The organism is Acinetobacter sp. 10FS3-1 (assembly GCF_013343215.1).
Classification (GTDB): domain Bacteria; phylum Pseudomonadota; class Gammaproteobacteria; order Pseudomonadales; family Moraxellaceae; genus Acinetobacter; species Acinetobacter lwoffii_C.
This window is the reverse complement of the sequence record NZ_CP039144.1, coordinates 187,964-210,689: the sequence shown is the minus strand read 5'-3', so window position 1 is coordinate 210,689 and position 22,726 is coordinate 187,964. Positions and strand designations below refer to the sequence as shown.

Sequence of the window (22,726 nt, the reverse complement as noted above, 5' to 3'; positions counted from 1 at the left end):
CTAACCTCATTGCTGCAAATTAAAGCCTTTCCAAAAAGAATTTGCTTTTTGACCGGCACTTTTATTGCTTTTGTCATCATCTTTTGGAGTTTTCTCTACCACGGTTGCAGGTCTAGAAATTGTTGAAGTCAGCTTATCATCAGTAGTTTGAGGGGTAGACGTATTTACAGCTTTGGTTGGAGCTGTTTTAGTATTTTGGTCTTTTTTCTCACTTACTGCCTGGTTAATAACTTCTGTTTCAATCACTGGAACCGGCATCTTTTGTTTCGTTGCAATAGCGTCTGACTGATCACCTTGTTTGCAAGTACGACTTACAAAGTCACTAAAACTTTGGAAGTTGGCATTAAATATTTCATTTATTGAAGTTTTATAAATATCAAAATAATACTTTTCTTCGGATTCCTTTATATCAACCAAGTTAATTAGAGTGAGAAGAAAAGGGTACAATCCTGATAAATAAATTTCGTTCTTTATCTCATTTTGCAGATTGACCAAAAGATATTTCTCGCTAAAAACATATCTTTTGCATGTCTCAATAAAAGCATTAAAACCACAAAATAACAAATAGTTGTATTCAGTGGTTCTTAGTTTTCCTTGCCTAAAACTAAGAATGTGATCGACAAAAATTTTATTTTCTTCACTGATCGGCATACTAAATTGATGTAGCCTTTCATTCGATGTATTGCCTACAAAGCTCGTGGTGAAGAAGTTGCAATCTCTGTCGCGTCGATTCATAAAACCATATGCAAGCAAACTATTTAAAAATGATCTTTCATTGTTGCTTTGTTCATTAGCCAAAATAGATTTAGCTAATGAACAGCAGTCATTTGGCAATCGAGACAAAGAAAGCGAATACCGAAGATGCTTAGTGCTCATAGATATGCTCTCTTTGAATTAAGTATTAGGATGCAGTTTTTTCTTGTAGTGCATAAATGTGTCGAGCCATCTTATAGAAGCCACGCGCATTAGCGAACTCGCTATCATCCACAAAAATTAGGTTTGGCATACATTCTTGAAGTTCTTTTTTCAGGAATGTAGCACCACCACCAACACAAATTACACCGGCTAAATCATTACCATCCCCAATATTCTTGTCAGAGAAGTTTTTGATATTGTTAGCCATAGTGAGTTTTTCTTCGGCAATGATATCTGACACATCAATACTGTTACCGGTTAAACCGTATTGACCTGTTCGGATAGCTTTTTCCAAAAATTTATTATTAATCGTGGCATTGTTACCTAGCTTATGTTTGATACGCTCACGGATATTATCGAACAAGGTTAAAACACCAAGCTCTAAGGTTTTGGTACGTTCACGATAAAAAGTTTGACCACCAGGAGCCGAAACAAGACAGTCAGTAGTACGACCACCGATATCCAGAACACCCGCGCCAAATTCTAATAAGTCAGCACCAATTTCGGTTAAACCACCTTCATCAGTCATGCAAGCATCAAAATATGCAGCTTGAGCTTCACAGAACACTTCATGTTCAATGAACTTAAACTGATTTCTGCCCTGACGTTCATCCAAGTGATTGTAGACTTGATCTTCATTTTTTAGAAAATCAATTTTGTTTTGAATCAGTGAAGTATTGCGTCCAGGACCGGAATAAAACAACTCCACTGGTAAGCCTGTGGCTGCAAATACTCTGCGATCTGTAGTAGGCAAAATACCTTTGCGCTCAGCTAAGGATAAGCATTGGTGAATTAATGCTTTATTGAAATCGCTTAACGGATAGTCGGCTGTACGAGTATCAATAGGGTGGGTAACGATATCGGATACAGTGAAGCTATTTTGATTAACAGACACAACCTGACCATCGACGTTATCTTGTTTGTCACTTGTTAAAGTGATACCGATAGCAGCCTTTGATGGGATTTTAAAAATAATCGGCTCGTTAGTCAGTGGGTGTAAGCCACCATAAATTTTAATATGGGAATGTCCATCATCTATCCCTAGCAAATGGACATATTCTGATTTATTGCCGTGTTCATCAATGAGGTAAATAACACCATCCTCAATCACAGCGTTAGTTTTTGTAGACATACTTATCTCGATACCCGAATTATAAAACCAAATTAGAAATTGAAGTTACGGTTAGCTTTTTTGGTGCGCTTATCCGCCCCAAAGAAAAATTTACGCAGCCCTGCGGGAACGTAACGGAATTGGTATTTAAAAAATCGCGTAATAATGACAATAATAAGCATCATTGAAAGCGCGATTAGCCACCATTTAAGGTGAGGAAATCTGAACAGAATGATCATAATAGGGAAAATAACTGTCGCATCCATCCCTAACATGAGAACCGGTTGTCGCATTTGCGACCAATGATTTACAGCCATAAATGCCCCTTTTATGTAGTAAGACGGCGGTAGCCATCATCATTAATGATTCCTTGTTGCAGAAAGATTGCTGCTTGTTTTGCAAAACTTAAACTTGCATACCCTTTACCATCAGATTCGTGCATGATGCGAGTGATTTCATTGTTGATCGCAATAGGATTGCCTAATGATTTCAACTTCACACGTAGATCAGCAGAAAGGTAAAGGTACTCACGAACACCAAACAGTCGATTTGTTTGAATGTTTTTCACAAGACGCTGAGAAATAAACACTCGTCCACAGTCAATTAAGTCGAAGCAAGCGCGAACTTGAGCTGATTCAGGGAATCGAGACACCATTCGCGGAATGATTGTTGAGACTTCTGTAGAGTGGACGGTTCCATATACCGGGTGTCCAGTAAGCGCAAGTTCAACAGCAGCTTCAATCGTTTCTTCATCACGCAACTCACCTAGCAATACAGCAGCCGGTTTACGGCGCATAGCTTCGCGGTTTGCATCTTTAAACGACTTGAAATTTTCTGGAATTTGGCTTTGGCTGATGATCGAATGCTTACTAAAGATCGAATCATAGTTGAACTCAATCGGCTCTTCGTGAGTAAGAATATTCCCTTTGATCAGGGTGTCACCCTCTAAGATTTCACGAATGATAGAAGCAATCGTTGTAGTTTTTCCTGACCCTGTTTCACCGGCAATAATTACGATGCCGTTTGTAGGGCAACAAGAATAGACGAACTCTTTATCTAAACCGATTTTTGTATAGTGCAAAGGTTCAGATGGAATAGCTCGCATTACAACCTGGAAGCTTTCACGCCCGGCAATTGTGATTGCAGATGCGTTTACACGAAAGCTCACACGAGCCGGTGCGCCCATTTTTGTCTTTTTACTCCTATCAACATCAAGCATGGTAAAGCACGAGTTTACTGGTTTACCACCATTAAGCTCTGATACTGCACTGGCACGAGTAATGTGCAGCAGAATGAAATCGGCTTCACCACGGTCAATTGTACGGCGTGTAATACCGTATAAATCACCGTTCTTTTTGATGATGATTGGATACAACTCTGAAATGTAAATATCAGATACGTCTTGATGCTGAATTTCACGGAATAAAGCGTCAACATGATCTGATGTTTCAAACCGATCTGGGTCTTGATATTCAGATTTCCAATCTACAGCGTACAGACCACTGTTGTTAATCCTATAGAGGTTATCACCCTCAGAGGTCTTTAAAGCCACCTCATAATTACGATGGCTTGTAATATGAGTTTCGCCTAGATATTCACCATCTTTATTCAAGCCGTTAGCAGAGGATATAACCTCTGCTGCATTAACAACGGCAGTTTGAGCAGAAGATGATGCAGTATCCAATGATTCACTTAGTGTAATCTTCATCTTTTAGCCCAAAACCTATTTTTAATCTTCGGCTTTATTCACGCGAATTTGAACTTCACCTGGTTTAGCCTTAATTGGAGTAATCCAAGATTTCCATGTATCAATATTGCTATTGAAGGATGGCAACTGAGTGATAGTTAAAAGGTTTTGATCTAAAGATAGAGAGTTGCCTGTAGATGCAACAGCAAGTGTTTGACTAGCAAAAGCCGGCATAGTCAGCTTACCCGCCATAACAAATTCATGGAATTTGATCATGCCAGTGTAATCACGATTCAACTTATTGAATGCGTATTGGAAGATATCAACACCTTGAGCTTGACCATCTTTAAAACCACGAATGATCTCTTTTTTGACCTTCTCGCGCTCAAGGCGGTTTTTAGGTGCTAAATCACCGGAAATAGTTTCATTAGTACCAACTTTATAGCGATCTTCTGGGAAGGTCAGGTAAGTACGCCAGTTTGGGGGGAGCGTGGCAAAACGAGCTTGTTGGTCAATCTTGTACACTGCACCAGTAGTTTTGATTGTCAGACTATCCGGGTTCTGGATAATGTCACGACTTTCAGTGATTACCGGTGGAACAATTTTGGATTGAATCATTAATGGCTGAAAGTTGTAGATCGCATCAAACTGGCGTTCATTTAATGCAACAGCTTGGCGAACTTCGTTCATTTTGCTTTCAATACCACGAGCAACAGCATGGTTATAGGCATGTTCCATGATGATTCTTAGGCGTTCTTCTTGCTTTAACTGCGTAGCAACCTCATTCACTGTAATAGGATTGTTTGCTTGCATTAACAGTTCTTGCAGTTCCGCATGACTATTATCTACGATCATTTCTTATGCTCCGTAAATCATTCTTTGACGTTTATTTAGCAAACTGAGGTTTGATTAACGGTAAGAAAGCAAGATGGTTTTGTTTTGGTGATCAAGAGTGATATCAGCCTGACCATCAATGAACGTAGCAATGTCTTTAACCAGTTCAGTACCAGTAACTTTACGGTTTGTGAAATTTACGACTGGAAGCGCACGTTTTTTACCACTTTCAAGGTAGCGATAACCAAAGTGTTGAGCGGTGCTTGTAAGCAGTAGCTCTGGCGCACCGATATAGTCAACCAGGATAATGTCGTGATTAATTTTTGATTGTTGAACACGCAGTTTTTCTACTTGAGCTTTTTGAGCATTTTTAAGCGTTTGTTGAGCTAACAAAGCCTTTTGAGATTCTTCGGTAACAATGCTTAAAACGCTAAGTTTAGCAGCATCATTATGAGTGATCAGTGCAGAAGTATTTGATGTGGTTTGGCAACCAACAAGTGCTAGAGATGAAACCGCAATAGCGAGGGCTAACGTGGTTAAATTACGTTTGTTCGGCATTTTAAGCTCCGGTTTTTCATTATAAATTTGGGCGTAAGGCTCCAACCATCCAACGCGGTTAGCATTAACTATGACTAGGTGCGTTGGTGCATGACTAAATTGAGATTTAGGCAAGCTGACAAATCTTAATCTATTTTCCTTGTTTTTGTAGAGAAAAAGATTAAAACAGGCATCTTTATTTTTACTGAAATCCTCAGTGCCTAAAAAACAACTAATCGACGCTATCAGCATATAGAATAAACCAAGCTTTTTCCAAAGAAAAAGCACAATTTATGCCGAGATATACAAAATAAATGCAACCTCAGACATAATTCGCCATTTTTTTAGCAAAAAAAGTGCAAAATAAAGTTAATTTTCATGTAGTATTTTTTTAAACAAAATTGGTAAAGCTGTGCGGATTAAAGAATTTTTTATGAATGAGGAATTTGGGAAAAAAGCTTAAATTCCTGTTTAAAAGATATTCAGAAATTTCATTTATAACAGTATACTCAAGACGGTTTTAAGGAGTTGCGACCTATTTATCATAATAATTGACCTTCAAAGACGCTGTTCTTTTGGATTTCTTTTTAATAAATGATAGATTAGCAGTTCCAAATTGTTCGTGCTTTTAGCCGAATCCAAGAGATAAATATTAAAATTACTGGTGGTTTACTGTGACTGACGCAGAAATCGTTGAGGTGGTTAATCCTATCGACACTAAGGAATTTAGTGTAGAGGAATATCCGCAAAGACTTAGAGACTATATGCTCCATAAGTTCACTCAGTTGGAAGATTCAACTCAGATGGACTATCAGCGTAAGTTTGAAATTAACTTTAGCAAGTTTTCACACTTGCCTATTGTTGATGCTTTGTCTGCAACAGTTTCAGACGTATTTGATCGCTACAATCAATCCGAACTCACTTATGCAACTTTCCGTATATACAGAGCAGCCCTTTGTTATGGTATTGCTTCGTATTATGAAAAATGGCGCAGAAATGAATTAGATCAAGAAGTCAGCGCGTCATTATCAATGATGGTATTGAATGACATATACCAACTAGCTATCCGAAAGATTGACTTCACCGATGAAGAAGTTGCTGCATTTGATAAAAAGCCGGAAACATCATCATTAAAGGCAAAACGCTTTGAGCAGGGCTTTTATGAATACCTAGTAAATATCCCTAAACGTCAATTGACACGGACACCCAAAAAGCCAAAGCCAGTTCCATTAGTCAGTCTGAATTACGATAAGCCTATCCGTATCATTGATTTATTAAAATGCTTTGTTAAAGCGAACATGCTTGTAGGTCTACGACCGATTGAATGGTTAGAAGCTACTTTCCTTTGTGACATTAAGACAAAAGATTTAATTATGCGCGTCAAAAATGCAAAGCATACACATGGTCGCGCTAATGGCACACACCGTATTTTGGTTCTCAGCGATATTGATGAAACCGAAACCCGCTATTTGATGGAATACTACTGTTTTTACCAAGTTAGTCTTGAAAGGAAAGCTATGGATTTCCTTTATAAGAATAACGAATTTTTCTCTCAACAAAGTTTATTCGCTGATTCTGGAATCAAATCAAATGACGCAGATCAGCTAACAAATATCCCTGTTAATCTGGCTGCAACTCATACCCAGACGTACCTAAAAAATACGACATTAGAGCAAATGATTGATGCCAACGGCGTACCTCAAGCGGGGTGTGCCGATAAGTTAAATCGTGCACTGCAAAATGAGTTGTACAAGAAATATAAGGAATACCTTACTTCTATTGGTCAGGAATTAATGGATATTTCTAAGCGTCCAACGCTATATAGCACTCGCCATCAATGTATTGCGAATGCCAAAGCGGGGGATAAAGAACCACATGAAATTGCCGGATTCTTTGGTCACGCGAGCATCAAAACTAATCGTGATCATTACGGTAAAAAAGCTCACGGATGGAGTGGTTGGGGAGACTTTAAGTTCAGCCCAACCGCCGAATCAATATTACAAGTGTCGGGTGGATATGAGTTTTTAGAAACTTGTGAAAACGATTACTACTCTACGATTGATCAAAATTTAAGTGAAGCAAACGTGGTAAATGAAACCACAACTCACTATGATAAGCGGAGCGAAAACAATGGTCTAAATTTATAAATCTGTTTTCACACTGATCGGAGCATTTAGCCCGGTTAATGGTGCTTTTAGCCCAGGATTGAATAGGTCAAAAACTATGTCAAAAGACGAAAGTTCAATAAACGAAATGCGTCTAAGCGACCCTAAAGAAACTACATGGGGTAAATCCCTAACTTACAGTGATCTTGACCCGAATGTTAAGCGTCGATACACCAAATTCCTCACTGGTATGGGTGCTGCATTCCGATGGTTTGGACTGTTAAACGTCATAGTTTTCATTGGTTGCATTTGCGTCTTTCTTTTTATTAAGAACCAATACGAAGTAATTATTTTTGATGACGGCACAGAAGCAGTGTGTGTGCTTGAGCCAAATACAGGGGAGTTAAAACAGCATGTCTACCAATAATGACAGCAATGAAAACCCACTAAATCATGCAGAGCAAGCTCTTAATAACGAAATTGAATTAGCTGAACAGGCTCAAGCAGAAGCAAACGAAATCGAAAACGAAAACGACGATCAGATCGTGGACGAAGAACCTCAAGAGCCTTTATCTTATGAAGAAGCACTTGAGCAGCTATCTAATCTTGAAAAACAGCTATTTGGAGCTGCATCACCGGCTATTTTAACGGTACACAAAGAAAATTTACGTGTTGAACAAAACCTTTATCAATCGCGTAAAACAGTTCGATTGAGTATGGTTATTGCTGCTGCATCACTTATTGGTAACATCGTATTATTGTCGGCTTTCTTCCAGTATCCAAAATATAAAACTGTTCAGACAATCGACAATAGTGTGATATGCGAATTGAACCCAGATACCAACCCTGAGTTTTCTCATGTTGCCCTGGAAGATTTCGCTAAAAACTCTGTACTCGCAGCTTACTCATTCGACTATGTGAACTATGCTGACATGCTTCATACAGCAACGTCTAAATACTTCACCGAAGAAGGTAAAGAGCTGTTCAACAGAGCGTTAAACAACTCTGGTTTTGTAAACCATATTTTAGCCAACAAGCTTTCTATTAAAGCTGTCGTCCTCTCTGCTCCAAAGTTAGAGAATCAAGGTCGTGACAAGTATAACAACTTGTATTGGATTGTCCGTGTGCCGGTCAAAATTGACTTCTATGCCGGTTCTGCAATGCCTAAGGCAAGTGAGCGTTATATCGCTCAAATTCGACTTGTTCAAACCAAACGTAATGCGTTCAACCCTCGTGGTGTTGGCGTGAAAACTCTAACTCTGCATCCAGTGGATTAAGGTGGATGAATATGTTTAAGAAACTTTTATTATCTTCGGTTGTTGCGCTTACTACTGCTACTGCATTTGCGGAAGAGCCACAAAATACATTCCAATCAGCTTCACAGCTTATCAATGTGCCTGGTAGTTCTTTTGATACAACCGCAGAAATTGATCGCAAGGTGCAAGAGATCGGTAAATTGCAGCTTTCGCCTGAACAGGTCCGTTTGCTCAAGCAATATATTATTGATCAACAACGCCATGTTGCTTCACCGTATCCAACAACTGCAAAACCAGTAACGCGCAGTGTTGGCTTGTCACTAAACCCTGGTGAAGCACCCCCGGCATTACGTTTAAGTGCAGGGATGTTGACAAGTATTGTATTCACAGATAATGCAGGGCAGCCGTGGAATATCGAAAAAATCTCGTTAAACCGTGCCTTATTTAATGATGGTATTGGTGCAGCATCAGCAAGTTCAAAAGAAGATATGGTTGAAACAAACGTCCTATCTTTAGAACCACTTACGCCAGTCGCATACGGTAACGTAGCAATCACTTTAAAAGGTTTAACTACTCCAATTATCTTCTTACTTACTACAGGTCAGAATGATGTTGATTTCCGTGTAGATGCGAAAGTACCTGGTATTAGCCCAGATACCAAATATAGCGGATTCTCAGGTTATTCAGCTTCTCGCATTTCAACAACTATTGATGATATGGCTTTAATGTTTGTTGATGGTGTACCGCCAGCAGAAGCCATTGAGCAGCAAACTAAAAACCCTGATGTGAAAGCATGGGTCTACGGTGATGATGTGATTATTCGCACTATGAACCAAGTGATCTATCCGGCTTACCGTACTTCTGTACGCGCTTCAAACGGCATGACGGTTTATAAGTTTGATGGTGATGTTCGCAATATCACATTAAGCAAAGAAGGTAAGCCAGTGACCATTTTCGTTGAACAGCCATAAGGGGAAAAACAATGGAAGGAAATAAAACAAATCTGCCTGAGACAGCCCCGAATGCTGACAATGCTCAAGTGACAGAGAATGTTCATATTGAAAATCAAACTGCTTCACCAGTGGATGTAGGTGCTGATGTTAATACAGCGCATTCACAGGAAATGGCAGACGTATTGGCAAACATTAATAATGACCTAGATGAACCTCAACAGGGTTTGACCCAGGAAGAAATTGACGAGAAGAAGCAGCAGCAAGCAATTGAAGCTCGTACACAGGCATTTCGTAAAAAGACATTGGGTGACAACGCTTCGCGTGTTGCATCTAACGGTATTAGTCGTGTGGCAATTGCCGGAGGTATCGCTGCTGTTCTTCTTGGTGGTGGTGCTTTACTTTACTTTTCTGGGAATGATGAACAGGTACAAGCTGATATGGCGGGTGCTGTTGATCTACCAAAAGCCAATGTTGCCGGCAATGCAACATTAACCAAAGAGCAAGCTGAATTTGAACGTCGGAATCAACAGGCTCAAGCATCAAACGCTGAACAAAATGGTGAAACATATATTCCATCCGTAATCGTTGAGCGTGACGCTGATCAACAATATTTAGTTGGTGATGGTGTGGTTCCAGGCGTAAAAGTTGAAGTGGATGCTAATGGTCGTCCAGTGAATCCAAATAACTTTGCTGCTGATTTTGACCCTGCTTTAGCACATAACGGCGGTGCTACAACTGCTGCATCGGATGGTTCTCGTCAAGAACCTGTAAATAATTTCCAAAATGGAAATGGTCAGCAACAAGCTTATGGAAATAACCAACCGGTCAATGGTGGTCAGCAAGCACAAGCAGTTCCAAAAACTCCAACTGTTCCACAAGACAAATATGCAGGGAATATTTCTGCATTAGAAGCTGCGGGGAAGAATGTTGAAGATTGGCAAAATGGTACTGCTGATTATTGGTTGAAGAAAGCTGCTCAAACAGAAGAGGTTGCTCAAACTGCATTTACAGAGCAATTGAACAACTTACTTTCATCTAAGCCTAAGCGCGACCAGGCTTCGGTAGGTAACAGTAACCGTCATGTTCAATATAATTATATGGCGCGTGATAAGGAAGGTGAAAATGGTAGTGGCAGCTCTTCAAATGGCAAATACTCAAATCAAACAGAGCAATACCAGAATATTAATAGCAGCAATGGCCCGTATAGTGTAAGTGATTCAAAGAAAGTTTTAATCCGTGCGGGTACATCCTATGTTACTCAACTGGTTTCTGAGGTAAATACTGACGAAGGTGCGGAAGTTTTAGCACGTATCACAAGTGGTCCTTATAAAGATGCTCAATTAATTGGTACGGTTCGACAAGCCAATAAGAACATTCAATTTGTTTTCACTCGCCTAATTCCTAAAAAGGGTAAAGAGTTAAAAATTGAAGCTATCGCTCGTGAAATTGGTACGAACAAAATGGGAATGGCTGATGACATTCAAACGCATACGTTTAAACGCTATGCTGGAATGGTGTTAGCGAGCGGCATGCAAGGCTACGGTGAAGCTTGGAGTGAGATCGGAACAACTGTTAATAATGCAAACGGTTCAACAATCCAAGTCAAAACTAAGCCAGATGACAAGGAAATTGCTGGTCGTATTGTAGGTCAAATGGGCGAATCTGTTTCACAAGACATTTTGAAGCGTACTAATCACCCAACAACTTACATCACTTATTCAGGCAAAGTATTTAATCTTTACTTTAACCAGAACGTAACCGAAGAAGCTAACCAGTAACGACTATTTAAGCGTTAAGCAAACGACTATTTAAGCGTTTAGAAAGAATTTGGAGAAATAAAAATGGCAATAGACACAAAAGCTGCCGTTAAAACCGCAGCAGATAAAACCAAAGGTACTGCTAAAGGTACTGCCGGAGCCGGTGGTGGCGTAAAAAAAGGTGGTAACAGTGGGGGTGTACCTAAAGCTGTTTATATCGTAGGGGCTATTCTCGTCTTGCTCGTTATTGGCGTGATTATAATGGCGTTCAGTGGTAAGAAAACTGAACAACAGCAAGAACAAGCTACTCAGCAGACCTATACAGATGCAACGGCTACTGCTTCTGCTAGTCAGGGTGTTGATGTTTACCAGACCAGTGAACGAGATATTGTTACGCAAACTGCCGAAGTAGATTACAGCAAAGAGCTTATTTACTTTACTGACCCTTCTACCGGCATGAAGATGGTTGAAACACCAAATGGTCCACTTTTGGTAGGTTCAGCAGAAGGCGCAGCATATATCCAGGATTACGATGCGAAACGTGCTGAATGGTTGGCGCAAAACCAAGCTGCTACAGAGGGTCAAGCAAATGGTCAAGGTCAATTAACTGCTGCTCAACAGCAACAGGAACTTGTGAATCAACAACTCGCTATTCAACAAGCGCGTATTGATGCACTTGAGCAAGAAAAAGTAAATCTGCAAAGTACGCTTGAGCAATTGGAAGCTTATGCAGACAAGCAAACTCAAACGATTACAAACCTGACGAACCGTGTAACTCAAATGCAGCCTGTATTTGAGCATGCTGCTCAACAATCAAAACCAAAAGTACAAGTGGCTTTAACAGGTAAGAACCGTTCGGTAGAGGTTGACGCTGTTTCTGGTGACATGGCATGGGTAAGCCATGAAGGTAAATCTATTCCTGTACGTGTGGGTGATTTATTACCTGGTTCCAACGTGCGTGTGAAAGCGATTGACTCACTACACAACAAAGTGATCTTGGCTAAATAAGTTGAATAGGTAGGGGGAAACCTCTACCTCACTTCAAAAGGAGTGCTATATGTCTCAAGCAAATGCTCCATCCGCACTATCTACAGTATTGAGCCTGATCGACCAGATACCATATATTATGATTATCGGTCAGGGCGCATTTATGTTAATTGCGCTGTGGTGTTGTTATTCAGCTTTCTTAGACTCAGCTTGTATGAGCAACAAAGGGCAGAAGTATTTCTCGTCCAAGCAACAACCGACTATTGGTAGCGTGATTGGAAAGGTTTTACTCGCTGCACTTTTATTCGTTACGGCTGATGGGTTGTTTACAATCGGTGTGGTAACTTCAATGCTTGATGATGGGTCTTTTACATCAAACTCTTTAATTACTCTGGAATCGTATAGTAATTCAGTAGAGAATTTTGAAGCTCGTGCCGGTTTAACTCTGATTACTATGGCTGCTCAGGTCGTTGGTATCTTTGCGGTATTACATGGTATTCGTATCTGGATTCAAGTTGCTGATGGTGTGTCTCAACACACGATTGGTCGTGGTTTTGCATTCATTTTCTTCGGCGTATGTTGTTTCCAAATCCGATTCATGCACCAACTTTTATCGGGTGTTCTTGGTTGGGATTTAGCACAACTATTCGCTATGTAGAAATTTGAATTGTTGTCTAAAGTGTAAGCAAAATAAAGTGATTCAGTTGCTTTATTTTGTTTACTTTAAAAAAAAATGTGATTATCATTGCGTCAAATTACCAACATTCTTGAGTAATAATTGCGAAAGCAAATTAAGGTGCATTTAGCCCTTATTTTGAAATATAGAAAAAAGTGCTTTTTGGAGCAACCTCATGTTAGCTAAAATCAAAAACAGCTACGCAAAATTCCTTTGTTTTTTAACTCTGCTTTCTTTAGGCCCAACAACTGCTGCTCTTGCTTCTAATGGTGTAGGCGCATCAGACTTTGGCTCTAACAATGCGCAAGCACAATATGGTGCGGGTGCGAACTTAACTAAAGTTTCTAACAACGCAACCAAATCGTTTGAAATGGTGTGGATTGTTCTTTGTTCTCTTGCAACTTTGGTTGGTCTGGGCTTCGCTTTCAGTGGCTTTATGAAGCTTAAAAAGTCTCAAGACCCTTCTTCTGGCATACAAGCATCTAGCGGTTGGTGGTTAATCGGTATTGGTGCGTGTCTAGTTGTATTGCCGTGGGTTCTATTCACAGCAGCCAACACGATTACAACTACTTCGTAATCTGTTTCTGGTCACGAAAAAGCGGGGTTCAAACCTCGCTTTTTTTTACTTTAAACAGCAGTTATTTAGCATTTTTTTCGCAAAAAAAGTGCTTCTTTACTGTTATAAATAAAGTATTATTGAATGCACTGTATTAGTTAAAGCAGTTTTAGATAATGACACAACAATTACATCAGGTTAAACAACCTCGAATGGGTGTATTGCGCCACTCCAAAAATCCTGATCTCTGGAAAAGAGACGGCGTAATTCATCGTGGCATGAAAGAATTGCCTGAAATCCAAGCTATCTTAAAAACACACGATCATCGTTGCTATTTCTGTGGATTCCATGACCCTCTTTTTATTGAGCCGCATCACCTGAATGGCGACCATACAGATCATTCAGAGAAGAATGTTGTACCGGCATGTACGCTGTGTCATGCACCACATCACTTATTTGCGATAAGCCAGAACCAAAGTGCTGTTTTCGGTTTGTTTAAGGATAATATTACCCAAACAAACCTCAATCATTTACAGCGTTTACTTCTGGTTCTAAATCATCATCAAAGCGACAAAATACGTGCTGTCTACAGCCGTAAAGGGCGTTTAGGTAGTCTATGTTTTGATGACCCTATTTCCCTGCATGAACGTCGTCGATTCACTGATTTTACTGATTACGACTTCCAAACAATGATGTTGGAGGACGTTAAGAAATACAAAGAAGCTATGCAACGAATCAGTGAGAAGAGTGCTAAAGCTCCTATTGGTTCTAAAGAAGAGCCTTTGGATTTAGAAGTTTATTTCAAAGGTGAATTTGACGATCTGGAAGCCATGAAGCGACAGCCTGGCGAAGATGATGAAGTCGTAAATGAACGTCAGGTTAAATTCCAAGATCAGTTAGCCGAATACAAAAAATGGTATCGGGAACGCATGAAAAACAATAAAAACTTTAGTGTTTTTCAGTTGGCTATGGCTCTTAAAGAATGCGAAGATGAAGCTTATAAGCAATTTCACTTCGGGCATCACAACATCCTTCTTTGCTTTACTGAAAATATCTTTACCTCAGAACAGATCGAATATTACAGCTCACGTTCTGATTTCGATATTTCAGAAGTAATGCAGACTTTTGATGCTTCCAAAATGATTCCTGATGTAGATGATCAGCTCCGTAAAATGAAAGTTGATCTAGGTTAAGGACACGGTATGAATACAGAAACTTCACTAGAAAGTTTCTTGGTAGAGCCGTCATCCTTAGCTGTAAAGCTACAGGGTATGGCTTTGTGCAAGAACACACAAAATATTGTTCATTCAGCAGTATTCTTTGAGAAGGACGTTCTAGGGCACGAGGAATTTGCATATCTACAGCATTTGTTTGTTCCCACATCAGCATCAGGTTCAGGCTTTCGCCGGGTTCCATATTTAGCGAACTCGGTTGCCCCTTATTATGATGAATCATTTTTACTGCAAGCCACGTACACCAAAGCGTTTGACGTACTATCTCATGCGGAAATCCCCTCATTAAAACCAACAGGTGAGAAGGTGAAGATCAGTGTTATAGAGCTGAAAAAGACCTTATTACCAACGGAAGTAGAGGTGAATCTCAGTGATGATTCAGGCGAAGATTACACGCAGTCTAAATGGCAAAAGATTCTGACGGTATTAGGTCTGGCAATCAATGAACCGGTAGTCGTTTCGGCTCCGGTGCTTCTGTATATACAGGAACAGCTTAGTGGTGAATTTGAGATACATCACCATAAAGAAATGTCGATGTACAAGAAAGAAATTGATCTGGTATCAGACTATAAATTTAAGTCGCCTTTTGACCTACTGGTTCTCAAGAACCTTGATGGTATTAAGACAAATGTTGAGTACGCATATAACCAATTCCCAAATATGCCGAAAAACCAAGCTCAATCAGCAAGTGCTTTAGAGCAAAACAGCTTTTGTTTCTACTACTTGCAGTCTTTCTTGCTGCACCAACAACTACGCCTAAGTCTAGTGAAGAAGCTCATGTCTTATGAATTTATTGATTCATTCGATATTGATTGCTCAACACTGTATGACGGTCAGCTTTTTACTAACACAGGGCTTAATTTTTATGTGTTTTCAAAGGATTTGAATGGTGAAAAAGCAGTTCTGGATAGCAGATTGTCCGGGCTATTCTGGCACTTGTATGAAGAAGGTTTCTTAATTTTAGGTGAAACACGTATTAAGGGGATGGATAGTAGATTAAGTTTTACGCCTAGCCTTCAACCTAATGCCTTCACCGAATCTACAAAAAAACAAGTTGATCTATTTGCTGCTAGTAAGGAGATCAGCGACCAGGCAAAAATCTACATTTTGCTTTTATTGATTTTATCGGCTAATGAGCCTAAGCCTATTTTTGATGAAATTTCTGAACTTATTAACAATCAGGACTATACCGCAGCAGTTAAGTCGATTATTCAACATTTGAAAGCTGCTTAACAGAGTAGATCAGTCAGACTACTAGGGAGTTTAACTACCGTGTCAAAAACTAAGAATAAGGGTGTTTCAAAGTTTGAAACAGCAATGTTGCTAATAGGTTCGGCACTCAAGCTGAACGTCGAAGATTATTGTGATCTGGAAACGATTGATGGTCCGGTATCACTTGTTACCAACAAGGGCGCTTTAGTCTCAGTCATTAAATACGAGGGTACACGTACCCTGGTATCTACGGATGATCTCTATGATCACGTAACTCGTATAACAGAAACGATGGCAACCTTCTTTGAAGAACGTGGTCATCATATCCAGGTCGTATTTAAGCGTGATATTAACCCTACAAGCGATCTACACCGTGTAGCTGATATTCAACGTGATTCAATCAAACAAACCAAACTCAACATGGGTTTTTTGATTGAGGAAGCAGTAAATGTCTATGCCAACCAAGTATGTGATGAATCTTGTTATTTTGTCCTAACAACTGAGCCAATGCGTTTAGACCCTAGTGAGATTGATCAAGATAAAAAGAAACGGTTTGATGAATTGCGTGGGTATGATCTGCCATCTATGCGTGATGCTCAAAACTTGTTGATGTGTGGTTCTGCTTTACGTGCTCAACATGAAACGTATGTAGACCAGTTCCTACAAATCGTGACGCATAAGAGTTTTAGTGCTCAAGCTGAATTATTGAACGTAGTAGACGCATTGCGTGTGATTAAGCAAGCGGTAACACCTAACTCTACACCTGTAACTTGGGAGCCTGAAATCCCTCTAGCGAGTAGCCGTCTGGCTTTACGCTGGAAAGGTCCCGGTCCTGAGGATGATCTAAGTGCTGTAATATACCGTACTATTCCAGATCAGATTATGACGCATGGTATCGTTTCTGGTGAGAAGCGTTCAGCATCATATCCTGTAGGCTCCGTGATTACAGATGATATTGTCTATGCGCCATTGATGATTGATATTCCACCGTCATCACGAGTGACCTTCCAAAACCTGTTTGATGCCCTGAATAGTGCTGTCACTATGGACGAAGATGGTGAGCCTAAAGTAATTCCTTACTCTCTAAGCTACAACATCACTGCTGATGGCATGGCGGGTACAGCTCTACGCGCTCAATTGGCTTCTATTCTGACTTTTGCTTCTTCCTCTAATGCAAACTTGAACGCAGCAGCGAAGGCATTGCGTGAGTATGAAAAAGAGGGCGGTATCATTGTCAAATTCCAGATGGGAATTATGACTTGGGCGAAAAATACAGAAGAAGGTCTTGCTGTATTGATTAATCGCCGTCAAAAGCTGTCTCGTATTGTTCAGGCGTGGGGTTCTGCGCGTGTAATGGAGCAGGGTGGCGACCCATTACTGTCATGGCGTTCTAATATTCCAGGTCTAAGCCACAAACACCACGCGCCACCATGTCCGGCACGTATGTTTGATGCGTTCTATTTACTTCCGTGGACGCGCCAAGCATCACCTTTCGACATGGGTACGGTATTCCACCGTACTATCGACGGTAAGCTGATCTGTCTGGAAAAATTCTCTGGCAAGCAAAATACATGGATTACGATTTACTCAGGTAAACCGGGTTCTGGTAAGTCAGTGGCAATGAACAATGACATTATCGAAGCCTGTATGATGCCTGGCTTGAAACGTCTGCCAATCATTTCCATTATTGACGTAGGGGTGTCGTCTCGTGGTCCTATCGACCTGTTACGTGACCACTTGCCAGAAAATCAACGTCACTTAGCGGTCTACGCTCGTATGAAGAACAACGAAGCGTTTGCGATTAACCCTCTCGAATGTTCTGTAGGCTTCTGTGAGCCACCGGCAAACGAAATGGCGCAAATGGTATCGTTTGTTACTTCACTGATCACCCCGGTTGAAGCTCATGGTGAGCCAGAAGAAGGCATGACAAGTTATGTGGACCAGATTATTCGTATTGCATTCCGTCAAAAACTAGATGGAACCACTACTGGTAATCCGCATTACTATCAAGCGTATCGTAATCAAGAGCTAGATAAACTCTTGGTGAAATACTCATTAGCCGACCCAACAGATAAAGGCACTACAAAGCCGACTTACTATGCTCTTCGTGATGAAGCACATCGTTTGTCTGAAATGTACGAAGGTGGAGAGCGTCTTGAACTTCAACGTGCGCGTGACCTTTGCCACCGTTATGCAATGCCGGTACTTGCTGACTTGACCGCAGCAGCACAGCACCCAGATATTAAAGCTAACTATGACACGACACGTACCAAACGTGGTGAAGCATTCGCAGCTTACTTCCAACGCAACATCACCGAAGCCGTTACGATGTATCCTGTGTTCTCACAGCATACTCGCTTCGACTTGTCATACGCTCGCGTAGTATCTATCGACTTACAGGACGTTATTGGTTCGTCTGGGAACACTAAACAAACTTCATTGTTCTTCCAGATCGCACGTATCTACTCTAAGAAGAAAGTTGCTTTCTCTTCTGAGGATTTACCTTTAATTCCTGAAAACTATCGTTCTTATTACGACCGTCTAATTAAGGAACTGGCAGAAGATCGTAAGATCATTGCAATGGATGAATTACACAACGCTGCAAAAGATAAAACTCTGTTTGCTGAGTTGGAACGTGATGGTCGTGAAGCACGTAAATGGGGTACTGAGCTTTGCTTGGCATCACAGATGCTTGATGACTTCGGTATGTTGATCAATATTGCCACCCGCTTCGTGATTGCCGATTCCGGTACTGCCGAAACTCGTCAATGGATGCGTGAAAAAATCTCGCTTAAACCAGAAGAAGAACGTGCACTGTCTATGTTCGTCGGTTTGGGTCCAGGTGGTTTGACTTACCTTTCTCGTATCGTATGTAAGACAGAGACATTTACTTCTCTACTAACTCTTACTATCGGTCCACAACGTCTATGGTCGTTGACTACAGACGCAGATGACCGACTCATGCGTGAAACGATGTACCAGGTATGTAATAACGACCGTCCATTAGCATTGCGTCTGTTAGCGAAAGCATATCCAGGTGGTGCTAAGAAAGCGATTACTGCTGAACGTCAACGTCTGAAAACAGAGTCTACTATGGGTTCGGAGAAGTTTGACGAGAACAAAGCATCAGCTTCGATTACTACGCTTATGGCAAACCGCATCATGGATGGCTACATTCGTGAAGAACGCGAGCGTTTAGAGCGTATGAACCGTGAAGCTAAACGTCCTGATGAACTGCTTACTCCACGCGAAATCGCTGACGCAAAACTTGAAGAGATCAAAGAACGCCGTTCTCGTTTGATAAATTCTGGCAAAGGTTCAGGTTTAGTTAAGTAATTTTACTGAGGTGGAGGGGATACCCTCTCTGCCTTTTTGTCGTCTAGCTAAGCGACTATTGGAGTTCTCGAATTGATAGCTACACTAATTAATCAATCAGAGATAAAGCAAATACTTATAAACGAGGTAATAGCCGGTCTTGGTTGTTATCCAATGAGCTTTAACACCATAACTTTACGTTTATTGATGCTTGCTGATCTGCCACACGATATTGAACAGGATGGAGTGATCACTATTCCAACTAAAAACTATATCGCGGTATATGGTGCAAGGAATGGCAACAATAGCGGTGCTTATCTTTCTATTAAAAAAGCAGTTATGGATTTAAAGGAGAGCAATTTTTTTAAGTCGGTTGTGTATTCAAGCGGAAATGGAAAAAAAGCGACCTTTACTCAAATTGGATTCTTCAAAGAACAGTTACAAGACCTGTCAAAATTTTTAAAAATTTCTGATCTGGCAAAGCTATGTGATTTTTCTTCACTAAGAAGTAATCACTCTCTACGTTTTTATTTGTTCCTGAATTATCTCTTAAAAAATTTCAAACCTTTGCATCACGGAAGGGTAACAGTCCATCTAAATGCTAAAGAAATTCGCACTTTTCTAGGTGTATCGGATGAAGATTACAAGGTAGTTGGTAACTTTTGGAGCCTTGTACTGCGCTTGTGTGAGCAAATCAATCTACAAACAAATATCGAAATTATTGAAAGTGGCTTCATTGGTCAGACGTTGCACAAGGAAATGTATCTGACTTTCAGATTTAAGCAGAAAAAGGATTAATATATGAGCTTCGTATCTAAAGGGTCGTCAGAACGCTTTAATCCTGGTTCAATCCGGCGTGATACCCGAAGCATAGGGCAGATTATCGACGAAGAGCTGTTTACGCTCGACGGTTCGATGTGGCTCCTGTTTTTGGGTGTTGCTATCATGTTTATTGGATTCTTTTTACCGTTCGGCGGTGAAATCGGTTTAGCAATCTGTTTCCTTTTAATTAAACGCTATGGTTTTCCAAAGAAGCGTTGGACAAATTTTCCCTGGCGTGTACCTATTCATGCCAAATTGCCTGATGGTTCCAGAAATGAGGCTATTTTGCCGTTTAAAATGGTTGATAAGCCTGAGAAATTCTATGGTGAGGGCGTAACTTATTTAGGGTTTGATCATCAAAAGAAATTACCGGCATATTCCTCTAATAGTGATGACCGTACACACATGGTTGTATTGGGTACAACCGGTTCAGGTAAAACAGAATTTTTACTTGGCTTAGTTGTAAATCAACTTGTCCAAAATGCGGGCTTTATTTATTGTGATGCTAAAGGCGACCCTTCATTACAACGACATATTTACCGTTTGGTACGCCGTTTTGGGCGTGATGATGACCTTTTAACGATCAACTTCATTACCTCTGGTCGTGACTTGATTAAGGCGCAACGCGATAAGATCACTAATACTTTCAATATGATGTCAAACACATCAAGCGGTATGCTTGTTGAGTTGCTGAATAACCTTCTCGACGATGGCGGTGGTGGGGGTGATATGTGGAAGGGTCGTGCAATGGCATTTATCGCTGCATTGACACCACCTTTAACGTATCTACGTGACCTCGGTTATATCCAGTTAAGCCCTAAAACGTACCTTGAATACATGGAATTAGCAGCTCTCGAAGAGCTTGTTTTTAACCATGAAGGTAAATACGGCAAAATGTTCGATAAGGTTTGTCAGTCTTTGACGGCTTATATTCGCACATTACCAGGTTATAACACCGACCCGAAAAAGCGAAAGAAGCAAGAAGCTAAAACACTTGAACAGCATGGCTTTATTTCCATGCAGCTTACTCGTGCGATTAACGACCTGACGTTCTCTTATGGTCACATTTTTGGTGTTGAACAAGGCGATATTGATATTTTCGACGTAGTATTGAATCGTCGTTGCTTAACAGTACCATTACCGGCTTTGGAACGTACACCAGAAACATTGAAAATGTTGGGTAAACTGATTGTGGGTGCGATTAAGCAGATGATGGCGGGTTCACTCGGAAACCGTATCGAAGGGCTTAAACGTGTAATCTTGGATTCACGACCAACGAACTCGCCAAACTCATGCAAACTCATTCTGGACGAATGGGGTTATATCGTAGTTAAAGGCGCGTCCGTGATGCCTGCTCAAGCCCGGTCACTCAATTTCTCTATCGTATTTGCTGCTCAAGACTTCTCTGATATCAAGCGTGGTTCGCAAGAAGAAGCCGAAGCAACATGGGCGAACTCTACTGTAAAAGTAATTGGTCGTCTTACTACTGGTGAAGATGGTGATTCATATAAAAAGATCGCAGGTTTTGCAGGGCAGGAATTACAATCAGAAGCAGTGTCCACAGAACGTCAAGTGGGTGACTTCTTCGATAAGCATGTTGTTAGTAATAATATTCAATACCACAAGGTTTCTCGCTTGCCGAATGAGGACTTAGCCGGTCAAGAGAATGGTGAATTTACACTCTTACTATCCAAAAAATCTGATGGGGGTAAGATTTCCAGTGTTTCTATATCACGTATCTACGGATTCTATACTGCCGGTCCAGAACCTAAATCACTGCGTTTGAATGACTTGGCTCCAATTCTGACAGTAGAGAAAGAGGATATTTTTAACCCTTATGATCAGATTTCAGAGTTTGTACGTCAAATCAATATTGACTACACTTTGCGTTCAGATAACACCAATTTGACGACCGAAGCTGTAAATTCTGATCTAACTGAAATCTTCTTGGCTGCTGAAAATAACTTGAGTTTGTTTCAATCAAGCCCAAGTCAGGCAATTATGGAAGCAGTGGCTTCATACCAGATGCCAGAAATGCAGTTGAAGATTACCCTTTCTAGTAGTGCACAGCTTTCTGAGGATATGTCTGTAAACTTTGGTGGCTCTGATCATGGTTCAGCTATGGTATCTGAACACCGTGAAAAACTTGTTGAGATCATTCATGTAGGCAAAAACAAGCTACTTGATCAGCAAGAAAAAGAGCGTGAAATGCGTCAGCTTCACGATATTCTGAAACACGGCTCTGAACCGTCGTCATTAGTGCAAACAGGTCACTACGACACGCTACAAGAATATACTGATATTCACGGTAAAGAAATTAACCTGGCTACATTTGATAAACCCATAACGATTTTCAACGTAGATGCTTTTTATGACGATATTGCTGCGCAATTAAAGTCTGTGAATCTGACACCAGAACATATTTCTAAGTATCGCCTGATTCAAGGTGACTTTGAAAATGCTCATGGTGATACGCTTGATAAAATCGAGACGCGCATATTGGCTGCTGCTCAAGATTTTGCTCGTGCTGAAACATTAGAACAGCAAAACTTGGCAGCTACGATAGGTGAGAACGCTGATCACGTTGTTAGTACCTTAAAGGCTGCAACGCTTGTTAAAGAAGTGCACAAAACACAAATGTTCGCCCATGATGATAAGATTGAATTAGATAGCGTAATTCAAAATCTGTCAGACGCATTGAATCACTTGAATCAGTATGACTGGCAAGCATTGAAATCTCAGGTAGTCATCCAAAAGAAATAATACCCAAT

Annotated in this window: 19 protein-coding genes; 13 read left to right on the top strand and 6 right to left on the bottom strand. The window is 40.5% G+C overall.

Going from position 1 to position 22,726, the window contains the following annotated elements; all coding sequences use genetic code 11:
- Window positions 1-6: 6 nt before the first annotated feature.
- The 6 genes from E5Y90_RS15195 to E5Y90_RS15170 are packed head-to-tail and all read right to left on the bottom strand — an operon-like array spanning window position 7 to window position 5,336.
- Window positions 7-876: a hypothetical protein gene (locus E5Y90_RS15195; RefSeq protein ID WP_163146719.1), complete on the bottom strand. Its 870-nt coding sequence runs from the start codon at window positions 874-876 to the stop codon at window positions 7-9.
- Between the two features lie 25 nt (window positions 877-901).
- On the bottom strand, window positions 902-2,047 hold the full coding sequence (locus E5Y90_RS15190) for a ParM/StbA family protein (RefSeq protein ID WP_163146718.1): 1,146 nt from the start codon (window positions 2,045-2,047) through the stop codon (window positions 902-904).
- A 32-nt stretch (window positions 2,048-2,079) separates the two neighbouring features.
- Entirely contained in the window at window positions 2,080-2,343 is a 264-nt protein-coding gene (locus tag E5Y90_RS15185) for a hypothetical protein (protein WP_163146717.1), read from the bottom strand.
- Window positions 2,344-2,354: 11 nt separating this feature from the next.
- Window positions 2,355-3,734 (bottom strand): ATPase, T2SS/T4P/T4SS family, encoded by a 1,380-nt coding sequence (locus tag E5Y90_RS15180; protein ID WP_163146716.1) that lies wholly within the window; start codon window positions 3,732-3,734, stop codon window positions 2,355-2,357.
- 21 nt (window positions 3,735-3,755) lie between these two features.
- Window positions 3,756-4,568: a type IV secretory system conjugative DNA transfer family protein gene (locus tag E5Y90_RS15175; protein WP_163146715.1), complete on the bottom strand. Its 813-nt coding sequence runs from the start codon at window positions 4,566-4,568 to the stop codon at window positions 3,756-3,758.
- A 54-nt stretch (window positions 4,569-4,622) separates the two neighbouring features.
- Window positions 4,623-5,336, bottom strand: coding sequence for a DotD/TraH family lipoprotein (locus tag E5Y90_RS15170; protein WP_163146714.1), 714 nt, complete (start codon window positions 5,334-5,336; stop codon window positions 4,623-4,625).
- 422 nt (window positions 5,337-5,758) lie between these two features.
- On the opposite strand from E5Y90_RS15170, the gene E5Y90_RS15165 reads away from it, so the two are divergent.
- The 13 genes from E5Y90_RS15165 (at window position 5,759) to E5Y90_RS15105 (ending at window position 22,718) form a co-directional block, all read left to right on the top strand.
- Window positions 5,759-7,231 (top strand): hypothetical protein, encoded by a 1,473-nt coding sequence (locus tag E5Y90_RS15165; protein WP_163146713.1) that lies wholly within the window; start codon window positions 5,759-5,761, stop codon window positions 7,229-7,231.
- A 76-nt stretch (window positions 7,232-7,307) separates the two neighbouring features.
- Entirely contained in the window at window positions 7,308-7,616 is a 309-nt protein-coding gene (locus E5Y90_RS15160) for a hypothetical protein (protein ID WP_163146712.1), read from the top strand.
- The gene (locus E5Y90_RS15155) at window positions 7,603-8,466 is read left to right on the top strand and encodes a DotI/IcmL family type IV secretion protein (RefSeq protein ID WP_163146711.1); all 864 of its coding nucleotides are present in this window, start codon (window positions 7,603-7,605) and stop codon (window positions 8,464-8,466) included. The genes E5Y90_RS15160 and E5Y90_RS15155 overlap by 14 nt, the downstream gene beginning before the upstream one ends.
- Window positions 8,467-8,477: 11 nt before the next feature.
- Window positions 8,478-9,416, top strand: a complete 939-nt coding sequence (locus tag E5Y90_RS15150) for a DotH/IcmK family type IV secretion protein (protein ID WP_163146710.1) — start codon at window positions 8,478-8,480, stop codon at window positions 9,414-9,416.
- Window positions 9,417-9,427: 11 nt separating this feature from the next.
- Entirely contained in the window at window positions 9,428-11,176 is a 1,749-nt protein-coding gene (locus E5Y90_RS15145; protein ID WP_163146709.1) for a DotG/IcmE/VirB10 family protein, read from the top strand.
- A gap of 63 nt (window positions 11,177-11,239) precedes the next feature.
- Window positions 11,240-12,163: a hypothetical protein gene (locus tag E5Y90_RS15140; RefSeq protein WP_163146708.1), complete on the top strand. Its 924-nt coding sequence runs from the start codon at window positions 11,240-11,242 to the stop codon at window positions 12,161-12,163.
- 49 nt (window positions 12,164-12,212) lie between these two features.
- A complete protein-coding gene (locus E5Y90_RS15135) occupies window positions 12,213-12,800 on the top strand; it encodes a hypothetical protein (protein WP_163146707.1) in 588 nt (195 codons plus the stop codon).
- A gap of 193 nt (window positions 12,801-12,993) precedes the next feature.
- Window positions 12,994-13,395, top strand: coding sequence for a hypothetical protein (locus E5Y90_RS15130; protein ID WP_163146706.1), 402 nt, complete (start codon window positions 12,994-12,996; stop codon window positions 13,393-13,395).
- A gap of 155 nt (window positions 13,396-13,550) precedes the next feature.
- On the top strand, window positions 13,551-14,567 hold the full coding sequence (locus E5Y90_RS15125; RefSeq protein WP_163146705.1) for a hypothetical protein: 1,017 nt from the start codon (window positions 13,551-13,553) through the stop codon (window positions 14,565-14,567).
- A 9-nt stretch (window positions 14,568-14,576) separates the two neighbouring features.
- Window positions 14,577-15,839 (top strand): hypothetical protein, encoded by a 1,263-nt coding sequence (locus tag E5Y90_RS15120; protein ID WP_163146704.1) that lies wholly within the window; start codon window positions 14,577-14,579, stop codon window positions 15,837-15,839.
- 39 nt (window positions 15,840-15,878) lie between these two features.
- The gene (locus E5Y90_RS15115) at window positions 15,879-19,154 is read left to right on the top strand and encodes an ATP-binding protein (protein WP_174660634.1); all 3,276 of its coding nucleotides are present in this window, start codon (window positions 15,879-15,881) and stop codon (window positions 19,152-19,154) included.
- 72 nt (window positions 19,155-19,226) lie between these two features.
- Complete coding sequence (locus tag E5Y90_RS15110; RefSeq protein ID WP_174660633.1) at window positions 19,227-19,931, top strand: replication initiation protein; 705 nt, start codon at window positions 19,227-19,229, stop codon at window positions 19,929-19,931.
- Between the two features lie 3 nt (window positions 19,932-19,934).
- Window positions 19,935-22,718, top strand: coding sequence for a TraM recognition domain-containing protein (locus tag E5Y90_RS15105; protein ID WP_163146701.1), 2,784 nt, complete (start codon window positions 19,935-19,937; stop codon window positions 22,716-22,718).
- Window positions 22,719-22,726: the final 8 nt, after the last annotated feature.

Excerpts from the sequence above, each read along its gene's own strand:
- E5Y90_RS15190 (WP_163146718.1), bottom strand. The coding sequence starts at position 2,047 with ATGTCTACAAAAACTAACGCTGTGATTGAGGATGGTGTTATTTACCTC.
- E5Y90_RS15180 (WP_163146716.1), bottom strand. The coding sequence starts at position 3,734 with ATGAAGATTACACTAAGTGAATCATTGGATACTGCATCATCTTCTGCT.
- E5Y90_RS15125 (WP_163146705.1), top strand. The coding sequence starts at position 13,551 with ATGACACAACAATTACATCAGGTTAAACAACCTCGAATGGGTGTATTG.
- E5Y90_RS15130 (WP_163146706.1), top strand. The coding sequence starts at position 12,994 with ATGTTAGCTAAAATCAAAAACAGCTACGCAAAATTCCTTTGTTTTTTA.
- E5Y90_RS15185 (WP_163146717.1), bottom strand. The coding sequence starts at position 2,343 with ATGGCTGTAAATCATTGGTCGCAAATGCGACAACCGGTTCTCATGTTA.
- E5Y90_RS15155 (WP_163146711.1), top strand. The coding sequence starts at position 7,603 with ATGTCTACCAATAATGACAGCAATGAAAACCCACTAAATCATGCAGAG.
- E5Y90_RS15175 (WP_163146715.1), bottom strand. The coding sequence starts at position 4,568 with ATGATCGTAGATAATAGTCATGCGGAACTGCAAGAACTGTTAATGCAA.
- E5Y90_RS15150 (WP_163146710.1), top strand. The coding sequence starts at position 8,478 with ATGTTTAAGAAACTTTTATTATCTTCGGTTGTTGCGCTTACTACTGCT.
- E5Y90_RS15120 (WP_163146704.1), top strand. The coding sequence starts at position 14,577 with ATGAATACAGAAACTTCACTAGAAAGTTTCTTGGTAGAGCCGTCATCC.
- E5Y90_RS15170 (WP_163146714.1), bottom strand. The coding sequence starts at position 5,336 with ATGCTGATAGCGTCGATTAGTTGTTTTTTAGGCACTGAGGATTTCAGT.
- E5Y90_RS15105 (WP_163146701.1), top strand. The coding sequence starts at position 19,935 with ATGAGCTTCGTATCTAAAGGGTCGTCAGAACGCTTTAATCCTGGTTCA.
- E5Y90_RS15140 (WP_163146708.1), top strand. The coding sequence starts at position 11,240 with ATGGCAATAGACACAAAAGCTGCCGTTAAAACCGCAGCAGATAAAACC.
- E5Y90_RS15160 (WP_163146712.1), top strand. The coding sequence starts at position 7,308 with ATGTCAAAAGACGAAAGTTCAATAAACGAAATGCGTCTAAGCGACCCT.
- E5Y90_RS15135 (WP_163146707.1), top strand. The coding sequence starts at position 12,213 with ATGTCTCAAGCAAATGCTCCATCCGCACTATCTACAGTATTGAGCCTG.
- E5Y90_RS15145 (WP_163146709.1), top strand. The coding sequence starts at position 9,428 with ATGGAAGGAAATAAAACAAATCTGCCTGAGACAGCCCCGAATGCTGAC.
- E5Y90_RS15195 (WP_163146719.1), bottom strand. The coding sequence starts at position 876 with ATGAGCACTAAGCATCTTCGGTATTCGCTTTCTTTGTCTCGATTGCCA.